General features: G+C 72.6%; 18 protein-coding genes. 9 read left to right on the top strand and 9 right to left on the bottom strand.

Annotation, left to right across the window (positions count from 1 at the left end; genetic code table 11):
- Positions 1-29 precede the first annotated feature (29 nt).
- The 6 genes from E6P78_RS28540 (at position 30) to E6P78_RS28515 (ending at position 5,484) form a co-directional block, all read left to right on the top strand.
- Positions 30-872, top strand: coding sequence for a glutamate ABC transporter substrate-binding protein (locus tag E6P78_RS28540; RefSeq protein ID WP_136206529.1), 843 nt, complete (start codon positions 30-32; stop codon positions 870-872).
- Between the two features lie 75 nt (positions 873-947).
- A complete protein-coding gene (locus tag E6P78_RS28535) occupies positions 948-1,613 on the top strand; it encodes an amino acid ABC transporter permease (RefSeq protein ID WP_136206528.1) in 666 nt (221 codons plus the stop codon).
- Positions 1,610-2,521 carry an amino acid ABC transporter permease gene (locus E6P78_RS28530; protein ID WP_136206527.1) on the top strand — a complete coding sequence of 304 codons (912 nt, stop codon included), beginning with the start codon at positions 1,610-1,612 and terminating at the stop codon, positions 2,519-2,521. Before E6P78_RS28535 ends, E6P78_RS28530 begins: the two co-directional genes overlap by 4 nt.
- Positions 2,522-2,724: 203 nt before the next feature.
- Entirely contained in the window at positions 2,725-4,338 is a 1,614-nt protein-coding gene (locus tag E6P78_RS28525) for an FAD-dependent monooxygenase (RefSeq protein WP_136206526.1), read from the top strand.
- A 223-nt stretch (positions 4,339-4,561) separates the two neighbouring features.
- The gene (locus tag E6P78_RS28520; protein ID WP_206307940.1) at positions 4,562-5,077 is read left to right on the top strand and encodes a cysteine dioxygenase; all 516 of its coding nucleotides are present in this window, start codon (positions 4,562-4,564) and stop codon (positions 5,075-5,077) included.
- Positions 5,074-5,484, top strand: a complete 411-nt coding sequence (locus E6P78_RS28515) for a rhodanese-like domain-containing protein (RefSeq protein ID WP_136206524.1) — start codon at positions 5,074-5,076, stop codon at positions 5,482-5,484. Before E6P78_RS28520 ends, E6P78_RS28515 begins: the two co-directional genes overlap by 4 nt.
- Before the next feature lie 86 nt (positions 5,485-5,570).
- On the opposite strand, the gene E6P78_RS28510 is transcribed toward E6P78_RS28515, so the two are convergent.
- Together E6P78_RS28510 and E6P78_RS28505 are read right to left on the bottom strand one after the other, a co-directional pair.
- Entirely contained in the window at positions 5,571-8,126 is a 2,556-nt protein-coding gene (locus E6P78_RS28510; protein WP_136206523.1) for an FtsX-like permease family protein, read from the bottom strand.
- A complete protein-coding gene (locus E6P78_RS28505; RefSeq protein WP_136206522.1) occupies positions 8,123-8,839 on the bottom strand; it encodes a helix-turn-helix domain-containing protein in 717 nt (238 codons plus the stop codon). The genes E6P78_RS28510 and E6P78_RS28505 overlap by 4 nt, the downstream gene beginning before the upstream one ends.
- 285 nt (positions 8,840-9,124) lie before the next feature.
- Between E6P78_RS28505 and E6P78_RS28500 the strand changes: the two genes are divergently transcribed.
- A complete protein-coding gene (locus E6P78_RS28500) occupies positions 9,125-9,787 on the top strand; it encodes a hypothetical protein (RefSeq protein ID WP_136206538.1) in 663 nt (220 codons plus the stop codon).
- Between the two features lie 195 nt (positions 9,788-9,982).
- Here E6P78_RS28500 and recX read toward each other — a convergent pair whose 3' ends face one another.
- The 4 genes from recX to E6P78_RS28480 form a co-directional block, all read right to left on the bottom strand.
- Positions 9,983-10,624 carry a recombination regulator RecX gene (gene recX, locus E6P78_RS28495; protein ID WP_136206521.1) on the bottom strand — a complete coding sequence of 214 codons (642 nt, stop codon included), beginning with the start codon at positions 10,622-10,624 and terminating at the stop codon, positions 9,983-9,985.
- Positions 10,625-10,627: 3 nt separating this feature from the next.
- Positions 10,628-11,755: a recombinase RecA gene (gene recA, locus E6P78_RS28490; protein WP_136206520.1), complete on the bottom strand. Its 1,128-nt coding sequence runs from the start codon at positions 11,753-11,755 to the stop codon at positions 10,628-10,630.
- A gap of 196 nt (positions 11,756-11,951) precedes the next feature.
- Positions 11,952-13,145 (bottom strand): AI-2E family transporter, encoded by a 1,194-nt coding sequence (locus E6P78_RS28485; RefSeq protein ID WP_136206537.1) that lies wholly within the window; start codon positions 13,143-13,145, stop codon positions 11,952-11,954.
- A 184-nt stretch (positions 13,146-13,329) separates the two neighbouring features.
- Complete coding sequence (locus E6P78_RS28480; protein WP_136206519.1) at positions 13,330-13,524, bottom strand: DUF3046 domain-containing protein; 195 nt, start codon at positions 13,522-13,524, stop codon at positions 13,330-13,332.
- Between the two features lie 77 nt (positions 13,525-13,601).
- On the opposite strand from E6P78_RS28480, the gene E6P78_RS28475 reads away from it, so the two are divergent.
- Positions 13,602-14,516, top strand: a complete 915-nt coding sequence (locus E6P78_RS28475) for a hypothetical protein (protein ID WP_136206518.1) — start codon at positions 13,602-13,604, stop codon at positions 14,514-14,516.
- 108 nt (positions 14,517-14,624) lie between these two features.
- Here the strand turns inward: E6P78_RS28475 and E6P78_RS28470 are convergent, their stop codons facing one another.
- The 3 genes from E6P78_RS28470 to E6P78_RS28460 are packed head-to-tail and all read right to left on the bottom strand — an operon-like array spanning position 14,625 to position 16,604.
- Positions 14,625-14,930, bottom strand: a complete 306-nt coding sequence (locus E6P78_RS28470; RefSeq protein WP_136206517.1) for an AzlD domain-containing protein — start codon at positions 14,928-14,930, stop codon at positions 14,625-14,627.
- Positions 14,927-15,730 carry an AzlC family ABC transporter permease gene (locus E6P78_RS28465; RefSeq protein ID WP_136206516.1) on the bottom strand — a complete coding sequence of 268 codons (804 nt, stop codon included), beginning with the start codon at positions 15,728-15,730 and terminating at the stop codon, positions 14,927-14,929. The genes E6P78_RS28470 and E6P78_RS28465 overlap by 4 nt, the downstream gene beginning before the upstream one ends.
- Positions 15,731-15,740: 10 nt before the next feature.
- On the bottom strand, positions 15,741-16,604 hold the full coding sequence (locus tag E6P78_RS28460; protein ID WP_136206515.1) for an AraC family transcriptional regulator: 864 nt from the start codon (positions 16,602-16,604) through the stop codon (positions 15,741-15,743).
- Between the two features lie 101 nt (positions 16,605-16,705).
- On the opposite strand from E6P78_RS28460, the gene E6P78_RS28455 reads away from it, so the two are divergent.
- Positions 16,706-21,382: a DEAD/DEAH box helicase gene (locus E6P78_RS28455; protein WP_136206514.1), complete on the top strand. Its 4,677-nt coding sequence runs from the start codon at positions 16,706-16,708 to the stop codon at positions 21,380-21,382.
- Positions 21,383-21,488: the final 106 nt, after the last annotated feature.

Here is a 21,488-nt window from a genome sequence, read left to right as displayed (position 1 = left end):
ACATCGCGTCAACTCTAGGGAATTTCACCATGCAGCTTCGTAAGGTCACCGCCGCCTCGGCCGCCGTGCTCGCCCTCGCCCTGACCGCCACCGCCTGTGGTTCCGACGACAAGGACGACTCGTCCGGTTCGGGCGGCAGCAAGAAGATCACGATCGGCATCAAGATCGACCAGCCGGGTCTGGGTCTGAAGACCCCGGACGGCAAGTTCACCGGCTTCGACGTCGACGTCGCCACGTACGTCGCCAAGGAACTCGGCTACGACGCCAAGGACATCGAGTTCAAGGAGACCAAGAGCGCCGACCGCGAGACGGCGATCTCGCGCGGTGACGTGAAGTTCATCGCCGCCTCCTACTCGATCAACGACGAGCGTCTGAAGAAGGTCGACTTCGCCGGTCCGTACCTTCTCGCCCACCAGGACATCCTGATCCGCGCGGACGACAACTCGATCAAGTCGCCCGAGGACCTGAACAACAAGAAGCTCTGCTCGGTCGCCGGCTCGACCTCGGCTCAGAACATCCACGACACGCTGGCGCCGAAGGCGCAGCTCCAGGAGTACGGCGGCTACTCCGAGTGCCTGACCGGCCTGGAGAACAAGGTCGTCGACGCGCTGACCACCGACGACGACATCCTGGCCGGCTACGCCGCGCAGGACGCCAACAAGGGCAAGTTCAAGCTGGCCGGCTTCAAGATGACCAACGAGAACTACGGCATCGGCCTGAAGAAGGGCGACGCCGACCTCAAGAAGAAGATCAACGACGCGCTGACCAAGATGGTCTCGGACGGTTCGTGGGACAAGGCCGTGGAGGCCAACTTCGGCCCCGCGAACTACAAGAACGAGCCCGCCCCGAAGATCGGCGACGTCGTCAAGTGAAGCAGGGCTGACCGGGCGCGCCGCCGCTGAACGGCGGCGCGCCGCGCCCTCCTACACGCGGAAGCACGGGAGATCGTGTTCGACTTTCTTGATGGTTACGACCTGCTGGGGGCCTTCTGGGTGACGGTGAAGCTCACCGTCTACTCCGCCCTCGGCTCCCTCATATGGGGAACGCTGCTGGCCGGCATGAAGGTCAGCCCGGTCCCTCTGATGCGCGGTTTCGCGACCGGCTATGTGAACGTGATCCGGAACATTCCGCTGACCGTGATCATTATGTTCGCCTCGCTGGGCCTGTACTCGACACTCAACATCGCCCTCGGCGGCACCGATATCAAGGGCATCAACTTCCGGCTCGCGGTGCTCTCCTTCATCCTCTACACCGCGGCGTTCGTGTGCGAGGCCCTGCGCTCCGGCATCAACACGGTTCCGGTCGGCCAGGCCGAGGCGGCGCGGGCGCTCGGGCTCAGCTTCACTCAGGTCCTGCGGCTGATCATCCTCCCGCAGGCGTTCCGTTCGGTGGTCAACCCGCTGTCCAACGTGCTCATCGCACTGACGAAGAACACCACCGTCGCCTCCGCGATCGGGGTGGCGGAAGCCTCGTACCTGATGAAGGGCATGATCGAGAACGAGGCGCAGCTGCTGCTGATCTCGGGCATCTTCGCCCTCGGTTTCGTCATCCTGACCCTTCCGACCGGTCTCATCCTCGGCTGGGTGGCCAAGAAGGTGGCGGTGAAGCGATGAGTTCCGTCCTCTACGACGCCCAGGGGCCCCGCGCCAAGCGGCGCAACATCCTCTACACGGTCCTCTTCGTGCTGGCCGCCGCGGCGGTGCTGTGGTGGGTCTACGACGGCCTCGCCGAGAAGCACCAGCTCGACTGGATCAAGTGGAAGCCGTTCTTCACCAGCGCCCAGCCCTGGGAGACCTTCATCTGGCCCGGCTTCCAGAACACGATCAAGGCGGCGTTCTTCGCTCTGATCATCGCTCTGCCGCTGGGCGCGTTGTTCGGTATCGGCCGGCTCTCGGACCACCGGTGGGTCCGGGTTCCGGGTGGGGTGGTCGTGGAGTTCTTCCGCGCCATTCCCGTGCTGCTCCTGATGGTCATCGCGAACCAGGCGTACTCGGAGTACACCGAGCTCGACCCGGACACCCGTCTGCTGTACGCCGTGGTGACCGGCCTGGTGCTCTACAACGCCTCGGTGCTCGCCGAGATCGTTCGGGCGGGCATCCTGACGCTTCCGCGCGGCCAGACGGACGCGGCCAAGGCGATCGGTATGCGCAAGGGCCAGACGATGGTCTTCGTGCTGCTGCCGCAGGCCGTCACCGCCATGCTGCCCGCGATCGTCAGCCAGCTCGTGGTGATCGTGAAGGACACCGCCCTCGGTGGCGCGGTGCTCAGCTTCCCCGAACTGCTGGCGGCCGTGCGGCCGATGTCCGCGAACTACGGCTCCAACACCATCGCGTGTTTCACCATCGTCGCGGTGATCTACCTCGCTCTGAACTACGCCCTCACCTCGTTCGCGAGCTGGCTGGAGCGGCGGCTCCGGCGCGGGAAGAAGAGCACGGGCGCGGTGCTCGGCACCGGCCCGGGGGGCGATCTGGAGGCGATCGATGCGCCGGCGCTCAACACGGATGACGGGCGCGCCGTCTGACAGCTCGTCGTAGGACGCCCGCGAGGGGCGGCGGCGCACCTGCCACCGCCCCTCGCCGCGTTCCGGCGTCGCTTGACGCAAGCACCGGCAGTAGGTTGCATACGTTCTGTGATCGCGCACCGAGCCCCCTATGCCGCCGCATCCCCTTCGACGCCCGCGCACCTCCTGTTCCGTTTCACCGGACTCCTGACGGGGGACGCGCCGTGGACCCGGTGATCATCGTGGGTGCCGGGCCGGTCGGCCTGGCGCTCTCGCTCGCCCTCGCCGGGCAGGGCGTGCCGTGCGTGCTCCTCGACGAGGACCCCGCCAAGGACGAGACCCGCCCCGCCCGCACGGTCGTGCTGCGCGAGGACACCGCCGCCTTTCTGGAGCGGCTCGGCTGCAAGACGCTGCACGACGAGGGGCTGCGCTGGTCCGGCTGGCGGTCCCTGCGGCGCAAGCAGCTGGTACGCGAGCTGCCGCTCGGTGAGCCCGTGCCCGGCGGCGACGCGCCGGCCGCGCCCGTCCATGTGCCGCAGCACGCGCTGGTGCGGGGGCTGCGTGACGCGGTGTCCGCGCAGGAGCTGGTGCAGAGCGCCAAGCTCGGCCGGATCGACACGCTGGAGCAGGACCCGGCCGGGGTCACCGTGCACACCAGGGAGCCGGGTTCGACCTGGTGGCGCGGGAGTTACCTGGTGGGCTGCGACGGTGCCCGCTCCACCGTACGCAAACTCCTCGACATCCGGTTTCCCGGCCGTACGGCGGTGGAACGGCACGCCGTGGCGGCGCTGCGCACCGAGCTGCCCTGGCCCGGCGAGGCCGTACTGCACCGGTCGCCGCCGTGGCGGACCGGTGGCGCCGAGGTCACCGCGCGGCCACTGCCGGACGACGTCTGGCGGCTGGACTGGCTGCTGCCCGCGCGCGGCGAACTGGTCACGCCGGACGCCCTCGTCACACGGGTCCGGGACACCCTGGCGGGCTGGTGCGGCGAGACTCCCCCGTACGAGCTGCTGGACACCGGGGTCTACACGCTCCACCACCGGCTGGCCCGCCGGTGGCGGGTGAAGCGGGCGTTCCTGGCCGGGGACGCCGCCCATCTGCTGGGCGCCCTGGGCACGCAGGGGCTCGACGAGGGCCTGCGGGACGCCGAGAACCTGGCCTGGAAACTGGCCCTGGCCTGGCACCACGGCGCGTCCGACGTGCTCCTCGACAGCTACCAGGCCGAACGCCGGGCCGCCGTCGCCTCGCGACTGCGCGCCGCCGACCAGTCCCTGCCGATACTGCGGGGCGGCGGAGGGCTGCGGACCCTGGTCCCGGGGAGCGCACGGGGGCACGACTCGCTGCTCGCGGACGGACATCTGGGCTGTGGCCCCCTCGGTGCGCCCCCTTCCTACTCCCTGTCCCCCCTTGCGCCCCCGCGCGCCGAGGCGCACGCGTCTGTCGGTACGCCCCCCGGTGCGCCGGTGGCCGATGTACGGGTCACCGCGCCCGACGGCACCCCGGTGCGGCTGCGGGAGCGGCTGGGGCAGGGGCATCTGCTGGTGGTGCTCGTGGCGCCGGGAACCGGGGTGTGGGACCGGCGGCATTGGATGCGCGCCGGAGTGATGCCCCGGCTGGTGGAGGCCGTGTCGGCCTTGCCGGTGAAGGCCGAGCTGCTGGTGACCGAGAGCTATCCGGGGGCCTCCGCGCACACGGTCCTGCTGGTCAGGCCGGACGGCCATCTCGTGGAGTCGTTCGGCGGGGTACGGCCTGCGGAGCTCTTCGCGGCGGCGGACGCGGCGCGCGGCGGCGCGGCCCGGACCTCGGTTCGCTCCGACCGCACCGCAGACGTCAATTGACGCTCGCAGGCGCACATGGTCTACTCCCGGGCATGACCGACACCGATGTGCGCCTGTGGCGGAGGGTCCATATGGACCTGCTCCGCTATGCGGGCTGCGTGTGTCACCCGTCCTGCTGAATCCCGCTTCTCCTGCCTTCGCCGCGTGTGCTGTGCCGTGCGGCGGGGTATCCGCGCGAACCACAGGACGGCTCCCCGTGTCTGCTTCTCCCTCTCCGCTTTCCGTGCCCGTACCCCCGTCCGCTCCGGCCCCGACCGCGGCGGAACTGCTCGACTTCGTCCGCCGCACCGCCGAGGACACCGCACTCGTCGCCTCCCTTCCCCTCGACCCCGAGGGCCGGACCTGGATCAGGCTCGACGGTCCCGGTGGCAGCGAGGCGTGGCTGATCGGCTGGCCGCCGGGCACCGGCACCGGATGGCACGACCACGCCGACTCGATCGGCGCCTTCCTCACCGCGGCCGGCACCCTCAGGGAGCACTCCCTCGCCGCCCGGCTGCCCACCGACGGCTGGAAGACCCTGGAACTGGCCGAGGACATCGACCGCACCCGGGAGCTGACAGCGGGCCGGGGCAGGGCCTTCGGCCGGCACCACGTCCACGAGGTGCTGAACGAGTCCGTCTCGGAGCACGCCGTCTCCGTCCACGCGTACTACCCGCCCCTGCCGCAGATCCGTCGCTACAGCCGCGCCGGCGCCGTGCTCCGCCTGGAGCAGACCGAGCGCCCGGAGGACTGGCAGTGAGCCACGCACCGCACGAGGGCGACAGCGGCCCGGCCGGAATCGACGAGCTGCTGGAGCGGGTCAGGGCCGGTTACGTACAGCTCGGCCCGCGGGAGGCGTGGGCGGCGGCCTCCGAGGGGGCCCTGCTCGTGGACATCCGTTACGCGGAACTCCGCGAGCGTGACGGGCTGATCCCGGGGGCGCTGGTCGTCGAACGCAACGAGCTGGAATGGCGGCTGGACCCGCGGGGAAGCCATCGCGCCCCGGAGGCCGTGAGCCACGGCCTGCGGGTGGTGGTGATCTGCAACGAGGGCTACGCGTCGAGCCTCGCCGTCGAGTCCCTGCACCGGCTCGGGCTGTACCGGGCGACGGACCTGGCGGGCGGCTTCCAGGCCTGGCGGGCGGCGGGACTGCCGGTCGAGGAGTGAGGGGGGCGCTTATCGACCGGGGATGGGGCGGTTATCGACCGCTCCCACCGGCTGGGGCGGCCGACAACCGCCCCGGCCGTCCCCCGTCACCGGCTGGTGGCGACCTCCACCGGGCGGGCTCGCAGGGCCAGCCGGCCGGACAGGGCGGTGGCGGCCAGGGCGAGCAGGGCGGCGGCGCCCACCACGGTCCCGTAGACCAGCGGGAGGAGGCCGGGCGCCGCGCTGCCGGTCATCCCGATGCTGAAGGCGGTCAGGACGGCGAGCGCGATGCCGGTGCCGAGTGCGGTGGCGACGATCAGGACCGACAGGGTCTCGGTACGGAGCATCCGCAACACCTGACGGCGTGTGGCGCCGGCCAGCCGGAGCAGCGCGAACTCCCTGAACCGCTCGGACACCGACATGGCGAGCGTGTTGACGACGGCGATGGCGGTGAAGGCGAGGACCAGTCCCATGGCCAGGAGGTTGACCTCGGCGTTCTGCTGCTCGCGGTCCGCCTGGAGCCGGTCCGCGACGGCCGGAGCGACGACCGTGACGCCGGGGTACTCGCTCACCGCGGCGGACAGTGCACGACCGGACGCCTCTCCGGCCACCAGGACCGTCGTGGCCAGGGGGTTGTCCATGTGCTGGACGACCAGGTCGTGCGGCAGGGTCAGGTCACCGAAGCCGAGTCCGCTGCGGTAGACGGCGGCGACGGTGAGGGTGGCGGGGGTGCCGTCGCCGAGGTGCAGTGCGAGTTCGCTGCCCGGGTGCAGCCCGAGGCGGTCGGCGGCCAGTTCGCTGATCGCGGCGGACCGCTCGTTCGCGGCGAACGCGGCGAGGGAGCCGCTCGTCACGCCCGGGTCCCAGGTGCGGGTGAGACCCGCCCCGGTGACGCCCTGCGCGGTGTACTTCTCCAGCCCGACCCGCACGGTGGTGCGGACCACCTCAGTGGCGGCGGTGACACCGGGCGTCGCGCGGACGGCCTCGGTGGCCGCCGCCGGAACCCCTGGCCCTTGAGCGCCGAGCACCCAGGTGGCCCGGGTGCCCTCCCTGGCCTGGGTGCGGGCGGCGTCGCTGATGGTGGGCTGGAGGAAGAGAACCGTGCAGGTCATACCGATGAGCAGGGTGAGCGGCGTGACGACGGAGGCCATCCGGGTGGCCTTCCCGCGGATGTTGGCGGTAGCCAGGGTGCTCATGGGGCCCGTCCGACGGAGCACACCCGCCGTCAGGAAGGCTGCGGCACGGACGAGGAGCGGGCCGAGCAGCGAGACCGCCGTGGCCAGCACCACAACGGCGAGGAAGGTGACCGGGGTCGAGGCGGCCTCGGTGCGCAGCACGCTCAGCACGCCGACCAGTGCACCGCCGCCCGCGAGCAGGAGCAGTCCGGCGAGCATGCGCCCCCTCGCCGGGCGGCCGCGCTCGACCGCGGACTCGGCCATGGCCTCGGCCGGGCGCAGTCCCGCTATGCGCCGGCCCGAGATCCGGGCGGCGGCCCAGGCGCCCAGGAGCGTGACGGCGACGGCGGCGCAGGCGGGCAGGAGACCGGCCGTCCGCTCCAGGGTCGGCGGGACCACACCCATGCCGGTGAACCGGCTGTGCAGCCATCCGGCGAGCGGCAGTCCGGCAAGGGCGCCGAGGACACCGGCGAAGGCCCCGACGACCAGGGCCTCGCGGCCCAGCAGCCGGCGGACCTGCCGCGAGGTGGCAGCGATGGTACGGAGCAGGGCCAGCTCGCGGTGGCGCTGCTGGACGGAGAGCGCGAACGTCCCGACGACGACGAGCACCGCGACCAGCAGTGAGGTGCCGCCCATGGCCCCGCCCATCGAGACCAGCTTGACCCGGGCGCCCGCGGCGTCGAGGAATTCGACCGGCCCGCGCCCGTCACCGGTCGCCACTTGCGCGGTGGTGCCCTTGAGGGCGGCGGTGACCCGCTGCTTCAGCCGGCCGATGTCCGTGCCGGGCGTGGGCAGCACGCCGAGCGCGGTGACCCGACCCGTGCGGTCGGCGAGGCGTTCGGCCTCGGCGGGGGAGAAGAACAACGAGGTCTGCTGCCGGAGTCCGCCCTGCCCCTGGGGCGCGGCGATGCCGCTGACGCGGTACGTGTGAGGGGCCCGGGTCGACTGCACGGTGATGTGGTCCCCGGTCGCGAGGCCCGCCCGGTCGGCGAGGGCACGGTCGATCACCACGTCGTCGGCGGAGGCGGGGGGCTTGCCCGCGGTCAGAGCGAAGGGGGTGAGCGGGGCGGACGTCCAGGCGTGTCCGTAGGAGGGGACCTCGCCGTCTCCCCCGCGACCGGGAAGGCCGAGCGGCTGGGCCAGGAAGGTCAGTTCGGGGACGACGGTACGCACACCCGGCAGGGTGCGTATCCGGTCGGCGGTGGCGGCAGGGAGCCAGGCCCGTTCGGCGACCGGCTTCGCCTTGTGCTTGACCTTCGTCTTGCCGTTGCCCTTGTGCTTGACGGTCGTGCGGTGGACGTTCTGGTCGGCGGAGACGAGCAGCGGGGTGGCCGCGTACCGCTCGGTGGCGATCCGTCCGCGCAGGCCGGTCTCCAGCAGGGTGCCGCAGGCGGTGACCAGGGCGGCGGCGCACATGAGGGCGAGGAAGGCTCCGAGGAATCCGGCCTTGCGGTGCCTGATCGTCCGCAGGGCATAGCGCAGCATCATGAGGCGTCCGTCTCCGGTCGGTCGGTGCGGGCGGGGTGCGCGTCGGGGCCGGAGGCTTCCCTGTCCGGGCCCGGGTCCGGGTCCAGGCCCGGGTCCGGGAAGGCGAGCAGGCGGGTGTGGACCGTGCGCGCGTCCGGCGGGGTGTCGGCTTCGGTGCGCTTGTAGCGGTTCATGAGGGCGATGTACTCCTCGAAGAACGAGCGGAGTTCGGGCGGGGTGAGGCGCAGGGCTCCACGCGAGTACGCGAAGGCATCGGCCCACTCGTCCGCGCCTGCCCCGCTCGCATCCGCGTCCACCGCCTGCCCGTCCGCCGCCTGCTCCGCCGCTTTCGCGCTCTCGCGCTGGAGCCGCTCGAAGAGGGCGAGGTCGGCGGCGTACGCATGGCGGTTCAGCTCGTCCATGACGAGCCGCAGCTCGGGCGTCCTGCGTGACGGTGGCGGGAACCGGCGGTCGCCCGGGACGGCCCGCCACCACCTGGCCCGGCGCCCGGCGGGCTCCTGCGGATCGGTGTCGGCCACGAAGCCGTAGCGGGCCAGTTCGCGCAGGTGATAGCTGGTCGCGCCGGTGTTCAGACCGAGAGCACGGGCGAGGATCGCGGACGTCGCGGGGCCGTGCAGCGTGAGGTGCTGAAGGATCTGCTGGCGTCGTGGCTGGGCGAGCGCCTTGAGGGCGGCCAGCTCCGTGATCTCGGTACCACCGGGCTTCTCTGGCATGCGTCACACACTGCTCTGTGCACAGGCATCTGTGCACTGGAGCACTCCGGCGTCTTCGTACGGGGGTTGTCCCCCGTACGAACCGTATGGACCGTGCGGGCGTACAGCCCGTACGGGCAGTGCGGGCCCCTGCGAGGGGCGCTTCCCTGACCGGAATGCGCCGCGACACACCCGTATGGCGTCGCTCCGGTGGAGCGATCCGGTCACCGGACGGACATTCGCCTCAACGGCGAGCACCGCCGGACCGCCAGGACGGCGGACCGCTACGACGGGGAGCACGCACCGATGCCCACCACCGCCCTCACCCCCGACGGACTCGACGCCCAGGCCGCACGTCTCCACGACACGGAGGCCTGGCAGCAGATCGTCACGGGCTGGGACCTCACCGCCCCCGACCCCGTCGATGCTCCCGCCCCCGGCTCCCCTTGCCCCGTCTCCCCCACCGACCCGCGGCCGGAGGCGCCGAGGCCCCCTGCCGACTGGCGCGCCCTGCTGTCCGTACCGGTGGACCAGCTGATCACCGACACGGTCCGTGCCCTGCCCCCCGCCGCACCCCGCGAACGTCCGCTTCCCGGCCGGATCGGTGCGATGCTGCCCGACCGGCTCCACACGTGGCGGCGCATCGGACAGCCCGAGGTGCGGCCGTCCGTCCACCTCGCCCACGCCCGGCAGATCCTCACCGAGTGGGGCTGGCAGAACACCCCCTACCGGCTCCGCAACGCCCGGGGCGCACGCTGCGTCTGCGGTGCCATGCTCACCGCCCACCGCCTGGGCTACGGCTCGGCGGACACGGTCGACCGGGCCGGTGCCTGGCTGATCGCCGAGCTGCGCTCCCAGGGCTGGACCGGGCTGATCGGCCCGTGGAACCGCTACCCGGGGCGCACCGCCGCCGACGCCCTCGCCCTGATCGACGCCGCCATCGGCCGCGCAACCCGCGCCGGCCAGTGACAGCTGCCCCGTGACGGCTGCCCCGACAGCCCGTCCGTGGCAGGCGGCCAGTGACCGTGCGCCTCGACGGCTTCCCCGTGACAGTGACAGCCGGACGATGACAGCCGGTCCGTGCCGGCTGCCCCCGTGACAGCCGGTCGTTCCCCCTTGGCCAACCGGCTCAGCGGTGAGCCGGTCAGTGGACGGCGGTCCGGGTCAGAACGGCTCGTCCAGCCCCTCCGTGTCCTCCCCCTCTTCCTCCAGCGCCCGGCGCACCACGCGCAGGGCCATCCCCTCGCCGTACCCCTTGCGGGCGAGCATGCCCGCGAGGCGGCGCAGTCGTTTGTCGCGGTCCAGTCCCCGGGTGGACCGGAGCTTGCGGGCGACCAGCTCTCGAGCGGTCTCCTCCTCCTGTTCGGAGTCGAGCTGCCCGACGGCTTCGTCGATCACCGTGGCGTCCACGCCCTTGGTCCGCAGCTCACGGACGAGCGCGCGGCGGGCGAGACCGCGGCCGTGGTGCCGGGACTCCACCCAGGCACCGGCGAACGCGGCGTCGTCGATCAGGCCGACGTCCTCGAAGCGGGACAGCACTTCCTCGGCCGCCTCGTCCGGGATCTCCCGCTTGCGCAGGGCGTCCGCAAGCTGCTTACGGGTGCGCGGTGTGCCGGTGAGCAGTCGCAGGCAGATGTTGCGTGCCTGCTCGACGGGGTCGCGCGGTTCCCCCTTCTCGGCCCTCGACGAGGAGGGGGAACCGCTGTCACTGGACCGGGAGCGGGAACGGCGCCCCGCCCCCTCACCGAATCCGGAGCCCGCGCCGGGGTCGGCGGCGCTGTCCGGCCACTGCGTACGACGCGTCACGGTCTAGCTCTTGGCCGCGGCCGCCTTGGCCGGCTTGGTCTTGCCGGCCGGAGCGGCCACCGGCTTCGCAGTCGCGTCGGCCGGAGCCGCCGCGCCTGCCGCGTCCGCACCGGGCTCGGCGGAGGCCTCCTCGGGCTGGACCCCGACGCCCAGCTTCACCAGGATCTTCTTCTCGATCTCGTTGGCGAGGTCGGGGTTGTCCTTGAGGAAGTTGCGGGCGTTCTCCTTGCCCTGGCCGAGCTGATCGCCCTCGTACGTGTACCAGGCGCCGGCCTTGCGGACGAAGCCGTGCTCCACGCCCATGTCGATCAGGCCGCCCTCGCGGCTGATGCCCTGGCCGTAGAGGATGTCGAACTCGGCCTGCTTGAAGGGCGGCGCGACCTTGTTCTTCACGACCTTGACGCGGGTGCGGTTGCCGACCGCGTCGGTGCCGTCCTTGAGCGTCTCGATCCGGCGGATGTCGAGGCGCACCGAGGCGTAGAACTTGAGCGCGCGGCCACCGGTGGTGGTCTCCGGCGAGCCGAACATCACACCGATCTTCTCGCGGAGCTGGTTGATGAAGATCGCGGTGGTCTTGGACTGGTTGAGCGCGCTGGTGATCTTCCGGAGCGCCTGGCTCATCAGGCGGGCCTGGAGACCCACGTGCGAGTCGCCCATCTCACCCTCGATCTCCGCGCGCGGCACGAGGGCCGCGACGGAGTCGATGACGATCAGGTCGAGAGCGCCCGAGCGGACCAGCATGTCGACGATCTCAAGGGCCTGCTCACCGTTGTCCGGCTGGGACAGGATGAGGTTGTCAATGTCGACGCCGAGCTTCTTCGCGTACTCGGGGTCGAGGGCGTGCTCCGCGTCGATGAAGGCCACCGAGCCGCCGAGCTTCTGCGCGTTCGCCACGGCGTGCAGCGTCAGCGTCGTCTTACCGGAGGACTCCGGTCCGTACACCTCCACCACGCGGCCGCGCGGCAGACCGCCGACGCCGAGCGCGACGTCGAGCGCGGTGGACCCGGTGGGGATCACCTCGATGGGCTCGTTCGGCCGCTCGCCGAGGCGCATCACCGCGCCCTTGCCGAATTGCCGTTCAATCTGTGCGAGTGCGGCGTCCAACGCCTTCTCGCGGTCGGTTCCTGCCATGGGTTCCACCCGATTTGCTTGAGTCGATCGCTTCACGTCAAAGACGCTAACCCCTGCCACTGACAATGGGCCTCGACGTCCTCCCGGCCTGTGGACAACTCCACGGTCGGGCCCGGGGGGAAAACCCGGCCGGAATCCCATGAGAATGGATGTTCGATTTCAGTGTCAAGCGCACCACGCCGCCTGGCCCCGGCCCTCAGGCGCCAGGCCCGGTACGCCCCTCCGGCTCCTGCGGGTCCTCCGGCCGCCGGCCCTCCGGCTCCGGGTCCCCGCTGCTCGCGGGGGCGGTGACCAGCCGCCGCAGGCGCGTCCAGAGGGGTTCTCCCCGTACCCCGGGGCGGCCGCCGTGAACGCGCGGATCGTCCGTGACGTCGTACCGCTTCACGTAGGCACCCAGGAATGCCTGGAGCGTGGCCACGGCCGGGATGGCGATCAGCGCGCCGACGGCGCCCATCAGCGCCGTACCGGCGATGACCGAGCCGAACGCCACCGCGGGGTGGATGTCGACCGTCTTGGCGGTCAGCTTCGGCTGCAGCACATAGTTCTCGAACTGCTGGTACACCACGACGAACCCGAGGACCCAGACCGCGTACCAGGGATCGACGGTGAACGCGATCAGCATCGGCAGGGCGCCCGCGAGATAGGTGCCGATCGTGGGGATGAACTGGGAGACGAGTCCGACCCAGATCGCGAGCGCCGGTGCGTACGGCACTCCGAGGACCATCAGCGGGATGTAGTGCGCGACTGCCGAGATGAGCGCCATCAGACCGCGCGAGTAGAGATAGCCGCCGGTCTTGCCGACCGCGATCTCCCAGGCCCGCAGCACCTCGGCCTGGCGGGCGGGCGGCAGTACGGAGCACAGCGCGCGGCGCAGCCTGGGGCCGTCGGCCGCGAAGTAGAAGGAGAACAGGAAGATCGTCAGCAGCCGGAAGAGGCCCCCGAGGACCGTGGTGGACACGTCGAGCACGCCGGTCGCGCTGTTCTGGACGTACTTCTGCAGCCAGTCGGAGTGCAGCAGGCTGTCCTGGACCTGGACCCGTGAGAGCTCCGTGTGGAAGGTCTGGTTGACCCAGTTGATCACCGAGTCGAGGTACTTCGGGAAGTCCGCCACCATGTCGACGATCTGGCCCGCGAGCATCGATCCGAGCAGGAAGACGAATCCGGCACCGGCGATCAGCACGACGAGGAAGACCAGGAAGGTGGCGAAGCCCCGGCGCATGCCGCCGGCCGACATCCGGCTCACCGCGGGCTCGACGGCGAGCGCCAGGAAGAAGGAGATCAGCACATTGATCAACAGGCCGATGAGCTGGTCGAACGCCCAGCTGCCGAGCCGGAAGCAGGCGTAGAGCGCCAGCGCGAGCACCATGGCGCGCGGCAGCCAGGCGGGCATGCGGGCCGGTCCGGAGCCGGGCGGCACGACCGGTGGCGCGGCCGGCGGAACGGGCGGCGTGTGGGGAGGTTGGGTCTGAGCGGTCTCGTCTGTCGGTGCCACGGTGCCAGTCTCGCCTACGCGTACGACAACCCGTCGCGCACCCCGGACGCCCGGCCCCTCGCCGCACCGGGGCTCACGGGCGTCAGCGCTTGTCCGCGGGGATGTCCACCGCCGCGCAGACAGCGCGCCAGACGTCCTTGGCCTCCCAGCCCGCGGCCAGCGCCTGCCGCACCGTGCGTCCGCCGAGCTCGGCCATCACGTGGTCGCGTGCGAAGGAGTCCGCGTAGGCCGCGCCGAAGTGGTCCGCCATCCGTTCCCAGAAAATCGTCAACCGCATGACCTCAGTATCCCGCTCCAGAGGGTGCGGGAGGCCGCCCGGCCCTGCGAGGGCGCCCGACGCCCTACGGTCGGTCCATGGCTGGAACTGGAACAAGTCCCCTCGACCGCGCCGAGCAGTTCGTCTGGCTCACGGCCCGTGTCCTCGAACAGCGGCGGTTCGCCCATCAATTCTTAGCGGGAGGCGCGGACGCCGTGGAGACGGCACTCGCCGCCTACGCCAATGAGGACGGCGGTTACGGCCACGCGCTCGAACCCGATCTGCGCGGCCCCGTCAGTCAGCCGCTGCACACCGCCCATGCGCTGAGCGTCCTCGACTCCATCGGCCGCTGCGACGGTCCCCGGGTGGAGCGGATCTGCCGGTATCTGACCGAGGTCTCGACGAAGGAGGGGGCCCTGCCCGCCCTGCTTCCCTCGCAGCGCGGCTATCCGGCGGCCCCCTTCATCCCGATCGTCGACGACCCGCCGGCCGAGCTGCTGGCCACCGGCCCCGTCGTCGGGCTGCTGCACCGCAACGCGGTGTGGCACGCCTGGCTCTTCCGGGCCACCGACTTCTGCTGGGCGGCCGTCGACGCCCTGGACGTGTCGCATCCGTACGAGATCGAGGCCGCGGTCGCCTTCCTCGACGGGGTGCCGGACCGGGGCCGGGCCGAGGCCGCCGCCGAACGGCTGGGACGGCTGGTGCGCGACCAGCGGCTCGCCGTGCTCGATCCGGAGCGGCGCGCGGAGTACCCGGTGGCGGCCGGCTACGCGCCGGGCGAGCAGCACTTCCCCTACGACTACGCCCGTACACCCGAATCGCTGGCCCGCCGCTGGTTCACCGACGCCGAGATGGACCGCTCGCTGGACCATCTCGCGGCCGCGCAGGAAGCGGACGGCGGCTGGCCGGTGACCTGGCGGCAATGGGCCCCGGGAACGGCGCTGGAGGGGCGGCCCCTGGTGACCCTCAGGGCGTTGCAGACCCTGCGGGCACACGGACGCGGCCTGGACTGAGGGGCCGGGCGCGCCCCGCAGGGCGCGTGGGTAAGGGGCACGGTCCATGGGGCGTGCCCCTTACACCGTGGCCCCTGCACCACTCCCTCTCACATCCCTCGCCCAGGGCTAACCCAGCGCGCGCACTCCGGCGGTGACGGCGACGGCCCCGCCCACGACAACCAGGAAGGGGGCGCGCAGGACGAGGGCGAGCGCCGCCGCCGCGAGCCCCGCGCCCCTGGCGTCCAGCGTCAGGTGCTGTCCGTCGCCGAAGGTCTGCTGGGCGGTGAGGGCCGCCAGCAGGGCCACCGGCAGCAGCGCGGCGAGCCGCTGGACGAGGGGGCGCTCCAGAGCGCCCGCGGGTACCAGGAGGCCGAGCAGTTTGGCGAGGTAGCAGCCGACAGCGGTCAGCGCGATGGCGATCCAGACGTTCATCGGTCCTCCTCCGCGCGGGTCGGGCCCGCGTCCTTCGCTTCGGCCGTTCCCGCCCCGGTACCGCCGCCCTTGGCGCGCCCCATCAGGAACAGGACAACGGGCGCGGCGAGGGCGGACAGCAGAACCGGCACCCCCGCCGGCAGCACCGGCAGCAGGCCGAGGGCGAGCAGAACGGCGAGAGCCGCGGTGACCCGCTCGGTCGTGGACTTCAGCATCGGGGCGAGCAGGGCGAGGAACACGGCGGGGCTGGCCGCGTCCAGCCCCCAGGCGTCCGTGTCGCCGAGCGCCTCGGCCCCCAGAGCGCCCAGCAGTGTGGTCAGGTTCCACAGCACGTAGAGGGTGAGCCCGGTGACGGTGAAGCCGATACGCGCCGCCCGCCGGGTGGGCTGGGCCAGCGTCACGGCGGTCGTCTCGTCGATGACCCACTGGGCGGCGAGCGGGCGCAGGGCACGCGGCAGGGCGAGGAGCTGTGACAGCCGCAGACCGTAGAAGGCGTTGCGTACGCCGAGGAAGAAGGCGCCGGCGGCCGCGGTGTACGGGTTGCCGCCCGCGGCGAGCGCGCCGACCAGGGCGAACTGGGAGGCGCCGGTGAAGACGAGCAGGCTGAGCGCGCACGTCTGGAGCAGGCTCAGGCCCGAGCCCGCCGAGGTGACGCCGAAGGCGAAGCCGGAGAGGCCGACGGCTATGCCGACGCCGAGTGCGTCCCGTACGACGGCCGCGTCGGGTTTGGTCCCGGCGGCGAGCGTGCTGCCGCCGGCCGGGTCGGCGGTGGTGCGAAGGGGTGCTGACTGTTCTGCCACGTCGGGCACGCTACCGGGGCCGTTCGGGACCGGTCTTGTACGTTCTTGCGCGTTCGCGCCGGTAGGCGCCGGGTGGTACACCCACGATCCGGGTGAAGTGACGGTTGAGATGCGGCTGATCGGTGAAGCCCACTTCTGTGGCCGCGAGCGCCGGGGCCGTGCCGGCGTCGAGCATCCGGCGCGCGCGCCGCACCCGGGCGTCGGTGAGCCAGGTGTGCGGGGGCATGCCGTACTGCTTCCTGAACGCGCGCAGCAGGGCGAAGGGACTCGTGCCCAGCTCGGTGGCCAGCGCCTCCAGGGTGGGCGGGTCGGCCATCCGGGACTCCAGCAGGGCCCGGGCACGCGCCGCGTCGCGCGCCCCCGCCGCCCGGGGTGCGGGCGTGGGGAAGGTGCTGCCGTACCGGGTGAGCAGGCGGACGACGGCGACGCGCAGCATGCTGTCGGCGGCCAGTGCGTTGCCCTCCTCCGCCGCCCGGTGGACCTCGCCTATGAGCCGGGCCGCGTGCGGATCGGCCACCCCGGTCTCGGTGAAGCCGACGGTGCCGCGCAGGTTCGTCATATCGGCGGCGATGTCGTTGACGACCCGCGCGGACGGGTAGAGCGTGGCGTACACCCAGCCCTCGGGGACGCCGGCCCGGGCGGTGTGCGGCACCTCCGGGTTGATCATGACGACGGTGCCGGGGCCCGCGTGCAAGGTCCCGGCGGGCGTTCCGATGTCCTCGACACCGTGGCTGACGGTGGCGAAGACGTAGCCCTCGTGGCTGTGGCGCGGGAAGGTGTGGCGGATGTAGCGGGCGCGCAGCAGGTCGAGGTCGGGCAGCTCCGCGTAGCTCCAGTGCCTCGCCCACTCCGCCGGTTGCTGTGCTCCTGCCATGCTCGGATTCTCGCAGCTCGCGGGCGGTCCGACCGCAGGTGCGAGGGGCTGCGCGGCGGTTGCCACGGCCGTTGTCAGTGGCGGGGTGCACGATGGGGGACATGACCGGCTCCGCACTCGATTCCTTCTCCCCCGCGACCCGCAGCTGGTTCACGGGGGCCTTCAGCGCGCCGACCGCCGCGCAGGAAGGCGCCTGGCGGGCGATCGGCGAGGGGTCGGACGTGCTGGTCGTCGCGCCGACCGGCTCGGGCAAGACGCTGGCCGCCTTCCTCGCCGCGCTGGACCGGCTGGCCGCCGTCCCGCCGCCCGCCGAGGCGAAGAAGCGCTGCCGCGTGCTGTACGTGTCGCCCCTCAAGGCGCTCGCGGTCGACGTGGAGCGCAACCTCCGCTCGCCGCTGACCGGCATCCGCCAGGAGTCGGTGCGCCAGGGGCTGCCCGAGCCCGAGGTCCGCGTGGGCATCAGGTCGGGTGACACCCCCGCCGCCGAGCGCCGCTCGATGGCGACCCGCCCCCCGGACATCCTGATCACCACCCCCGAATCGCTCTTCCTGATGCTGACGTCCTCGGCCCGGGAAGCACTGGCCGGCATCGAGACGGTGATCCTGGACGAGGTGCACGCGGTGGCGGGCACCAAGCGGGGCGCCCATCTCGCCGTGTCGCTGGAGCGTCTGGACGAGCTGCTGCCGCGGCCGGCCCGGCGGATCGGGCTCTCGGCCACGGTCCGGCCGGTCGACGAGGTCGCGCGCTTCCTCTCCCCGCGGCGCAAGGCGGAGATCGTCCAGCCGCCGTCCAGCAAGCAGTTCGACCTGTCGGTGGTCGTACCGGTCGAGGACCTGGGCGAGCTGGGCGGCTCCCCCGCCACCGACGACTCCTCCGGGCAGGCCGAGAAGCCGTCGATCTGGCCGCATGTGGAGGAGCGGATCGCTGACCTCGTCCAGGCGCACCGCTCCACCATCGTCTTCGCCAACTCCCGCCGCCTCGCGGAGCGCCTGTGCAACCGGCTCAACGAGATCGCGTACGAGAGAGCCACCGGCGAGACCATGCCGGAGGCCCACTCCCCCGCGGAGATCATGGCGGAATCCGGCGCCGCCAAGGGCGCCCCCGCCCTGCTCGCCCGAGCCCACCACGGGTCGGTCTCCAAGGAGCAGCGCGCCCAGGTCGAGGAGGACCTCAAGGCTGGCCGGCTGCCCGCGGTGGTCGCCACGTCCAGTCTGGAGCTGGGCATCGACATGGGCGCCGTCGACCTGGTGATCCAGGTCGAGTCGCCGCCCTCGGTCGCCTCAGGGCTGCAACGGGTCGGCCGCGCCGGCCACCAGGTGGGCGCGGTCTCCACCGGCGTCGTCTTCCCGAAGTACCGCGGCGACCTGGTGCAGGCGGCCGTGGTCACCGAGCGGATGCGCACGGGCTCCATCGAGGCGCTGCGCGTCCCGTCCAATCCGCTGGACGTGCTGGCCCAGCAGCTGGTCGCGATGGTCGCCCTGGACAGCTGGCAGGTGGACGACCTGCTCGCGGTGGTCCGGCGGGCCGCCCCCTTCGCCTCACTCCCCGAGTCGGCATTCACCGCGGTGCTCGACATGCTCGCCGGCCGCTATCCGTCCGACGCCTTCGCGGAGCTGCGCCCCCGCGTCGTCTGGGACCGCGTCGCCGGTACGGTCACCGGCCGCCCCGGCGCCCAGCGCCTCGCCGTCACCTCCGGCGGGACCATCCCCGACCGGGGCCTCTTCGGGGTCTTCCTCGCCGGCGCCGACCCCAAGAAGGGCGGCGGCCGGGTCGGGGAGCTGGACGAGGAGATGGTCTACGAGTCCCGGGTCGGCGACGTCTTCACGCTGGGCACCACCTCCTGGCGTATCGAGGACATCACCCGCGACCGGGTCCTCGTCTCGCCCGCGCCCGGCGTCCCCGGACGGCTGCCGTTCTGGAAGGGCGACCAGCTGGGCCGCCCCCTGGAGCTGGGCCGCGCCCTGGGAGCCTTCCTGCGCGAGCTCGGCGGGCTGTCCCCGCAGGACGCGCGCGACCGCCTGCTCGCCGCGGGCCTGGACACCTGGGCCGTGGACAACGTCCTGGCGTACCTCGACGAGCAGCGCCGGGCCTGCGGCCATGTGCCGGACGACCGGACCATCCTGGTCGAGCGCTTCCGCGACGAGCTGGGCGACTGGCGCGTCGTCGTGCACTCCCCGTTCGGTGCCCAGGTGCACGCCCCGTGGGCGCTCGCGCTCAGCGCCCGCCTCGCCGAGCGGTACGGGATGGACGCGCAGGTCATGCATGCCGACGACGGCATCGTGCTGAGGCTGCCCGACGCCGACATGATGGGCCTGGACCTCCTCGACTTCGACCCGGCGCAGGACCCGGTCCAGGACCCCGCCCAGGGGGCCCCGGCACCGCTCTCCCCGGCCAACACCGCCTTCGACGGCGACCAGCCCCCGGTCGGCGCCGCCGACGTCGCCTTCGACAAGGGCGAGATCGCGCAGATCGTCACCGACCAGGTCGGCGGTTCCGCCCTGTTCGCCTCACGGTTCCGCGAGTGCGCGGCCCGGGCGCTGCTGCTGCCCCGCCGCAGCCCCGGCAAACGCACCCCGCTCTGGCAGCAGCGCCAGCGGGCGGCGCAGCTCCTCCAGGTCGCCTCCGAGTTCGGTTCCTTCCCCATCGTTCTCGAAGCGGTCCGCGAATGCCTCCAGGACGTCTTCGACGTCCCGGGGCTCACGGAGGTGATGGGCGACCTGGAGGCCCGGCGCATCCGTCTCGTAGAGGTCACCACACCGGAACCCTCGCCGTTCGCCCGCTCGCTCCTGTTCGGATACGTCGCCCAGTTCCTGTACGAGGGCGACTCGCCGCTCGCCGAGCGGCGCGCCGCCGCGCTCTCGCTCGACTCCCGGCTGCTGGCCGAGCTGCTGGGCCGGGCGGAGCTGCGCGAACTGCTCGACGCCGACGTCCTGACGGAGCTGGAGCGGGAACTCCAGTGGCTGGCGGACGACCGCCGGATCAAGGACGTCGAGGGCGTCGCGGATCTGCTGCGGGTCCTCGGCCCGCTCACCGACGAGGAGCTGGCCGAGCGCGGGGCCGAGCCGCCCTGGGCGCAGGAGCTGGAGTCGGCCCGCCGGGCCATCCGGGTCCGGATCGCCGGCGCGGCCCACTGGGCGGCGATCGAGGACGCGGGCCGGCTGCGCGACGCCCTGGGCACGGCGCTCCCGGTCGGCGTTCCCGAAGCGTTCACCGAACCGGTGAAGGACCCCCTCGGCGATCTCCTCGCCCGCTACGCCCGTACGCACGGCCCGTTCACCTCCACCGCGGCGGCCGCCCGGTTCGGCCTCGGCACGGCCGTCACCGACGGGGCGCTGCAACGGCTCGCCGCCTCGGGCCGGATCGTCCAGGGCGAATTCCACCCCGCCGGTATCGGCCAGGAGTGGTGCGACGCCACGGTGCTGCGGCGGCTGCGGCGCCGGTCGCTGGCCGCGCTCCGGCATGAGCTGGAGCCGGTCCCGCCCGCCGCCCTGGCCGGATTCCTGCCCCAGTGGCAGCATCTCGGCGGCAACAGCCTGCGCGGAATCGACGGCCTGGCCCGCGCCATCGAGCAGCTTCAGGGCGCGCCCGTCCCCGCCTCCGCACTGGAACGGCTCGTCCTTCCCAGCCGCGTCACCGGCTACTCGCCCGCGCTCCTGGACGAGCTGACCACCACGGGCGAGGTCGTGTGGGCCGGGGCGGGAGCCCTGCCCGGCAAGGACGGCTGGCTCTCCCTCTACCTGGCCGACAGCGCGCCCCTCCTCCTGCCTCCGCCGCGCCCTCTCGAACTGAGCGCGCTGCACGAGTCCGTGCTGACCGCGCTCGGCGGCGGGTACGGCCTCTTCTTCCGCCAGATCGCCGACCAGGTCCGGGCCACCACCCATCCGGACTGCACCGATCCGCAACTGGCGGACGCCGTGTGGGATCTCGCCTGGTCGGGCCGGCTCACCAACGACACCCTCGCGCCGCTCCGCTCCCTCCTGGGCTCGGGCCGTACGGCGGGGTCGACCGCGCACCGCGCCCGACGCAATGTCCCGCGCGGCCGTTACGGCACGCTGACGGCGGCGGCACGCCCCACCTCGCGCACCGGCCCGCCCACGGTGTCCGGCCGCTGGTCCCTGCTGCCGGCCGCCGAGCCCGACCCCACGCACCGGGCCCACGCCCTGGCCCGCACCCTGCTGGACCGGCACGGGGTGGTGACCCGGGGCGCGGTCCAGGCGGAGGGCGTCGAGGGCGGCTTCTCGGCGGCGTACCGGGTGCTGTCGGCCTTCGAGGACAACGGCCAGGCGCGCCGCGGCTATGTCGTGGAGGGACTGGGGGCCGCGCAGTTCGCGATGGACGGCGCGGTCGACCGGCTCCGCGCGGTCTCCACCGCCCGCGACCGTACGGAGCCCGGCGCGGACCCCCGCGCCCTCGTCCTGGCGGCCGCGGACCCGGCGAATGCCTATGGCGCCGCCCTGCCGTGGCCGGAGCCGCCGGCCGGGGCCGGGCACAAACCGGGCCGCAAAGCGGGCTCGCTCGTCGTCCTGGTCGACGGCGAGCTGACGCTGTACATGGAGCGCGGCGGCAAGACCCTGCTGGCCTGGCCGACCGATCCGGACGACCCTGCGCTCCGGGCGGCAGCCGGGGCGCTGGCCTCGGCCGCCCGCGCCGGGGCCCTCGGCACGGTGACCGTAGAGCGCACCAACGGCGCCTCGTCCCTCACCTCGCCCCTGGGCCGCACGCTGGAGGCGGCCGGCTTCCTGGCCACCCCGAGGGGCCTGCGCCTCCGCGCCACGTAAACGCACCGGGCCGGCACCGTGCCGAAGGCCCCACCGCGGCCGCCCAGCGCGCCGCACCTGTACAGCCCGTCCCGCACACCTACAGTCCGTCCCGCACACCGCACCC

The organism is Streptomyces sp. A0958 (assembly GCF_004795035.1).
Classification (GTDB): Bacteria; Actinomycetota; Actinomycetes; order Streptomycetales; family Streptomycetaceae; genus Streptomyces.
Note: the sequence above shows the minus strand (reverse complement) of the source record. Positions and strands in the feature narration are given on the sequence as shown.

Excerpts from the sequence above, each read along its gene's own strand:
- E6P78_RS28540 (WP_136206529.1), top strand. The coding sequence starts at position 30 with ATGCAGCTTCGTAAGGTCACCGCCGCCTCGGCCGCCGTGCTCGCCCTC.
- E6P78_RS28530 (WP_136206527.1), top strand. The coding sequence starts at position 1,610 with ATGAGTTCCGTCCTCTACGACGCCCAGGGGCCCCGCGCCAAGCGGCGC.
- E6P78_RS28510 (WP_136206523.1), bottom strand. The coding sequence starts at position 8,126 with ATGATGCTGCGCTATGCCCTGCGGACGATCAGGCACCGCAAGGCCGGA.
- E6P78_RS28505 (WP_136206522.1), bottom strand. The coding sequence starts at position 8,839 with ATGCCAGAGAAGCCCGGTGGTACCGAGATCACGGAGCTGGCCGCCCTC.
- E6P78_RS28500 (WP_136206538.1), top strand. The coding sequence starts at position 9,125 with ATGCCCACCACCGCCCTCACCCCCGACGGACTCGACGCCCAGGCCGCA.
- recA (WP_136206520.1), bottom strand. The coding sequence starts at position 11,755 with ATGGCAGGAACCGACCGCGAGAAGGCGTTGGACGCCGCACTCGCACAG.
- E6P78_RS28485 (WP_136206537.1), bottom strand. The coding sequence starts at position 13,145 with ATGCCCGCCTGGCTGCCGCGCGCCATGGTGCTCGCGCTGGCGCTCTAC.
- E6P78_RS28480 (WP_136206519.1), bottom strand. The coding sequence starts at position 13,524 with ATGCGGTTGACGATTTTCTGGGAACGGATGGCGGACCACTTCGGCGCG.
- E6P78_RS28475 (WP_136206518.1), top strand. The coding sequence starts at position 13,602 with ATGGCTGGAACTGGAACAAGTCCCCTCGACCGCGCCGAGCAGTTCGTC.
- E6P78_RS28470 (WP_136206517.1), bottom strand. The coding sequence starts at position 14,930 with ATGAACGTCTGGATCGCCATCGCGCTGACCGCTGTCGGCTGCTACCTC.
- E6P78_RS28460 (WP_136206515.1), bottom strand. The coding sequence starts at position 16,604 with ATGGCAGGAGCACAGCAACCGGCGGAGTGGGCGAGGCACTGGAGCTAC.
- E6P78_RS28455 (WP_136206514.1), top strand. The coding sequence starts at position 16,706 with ATGACCGGCTCCGCACTCGATTCCTTCTCCCCCGCGACCCGCAGCTGG.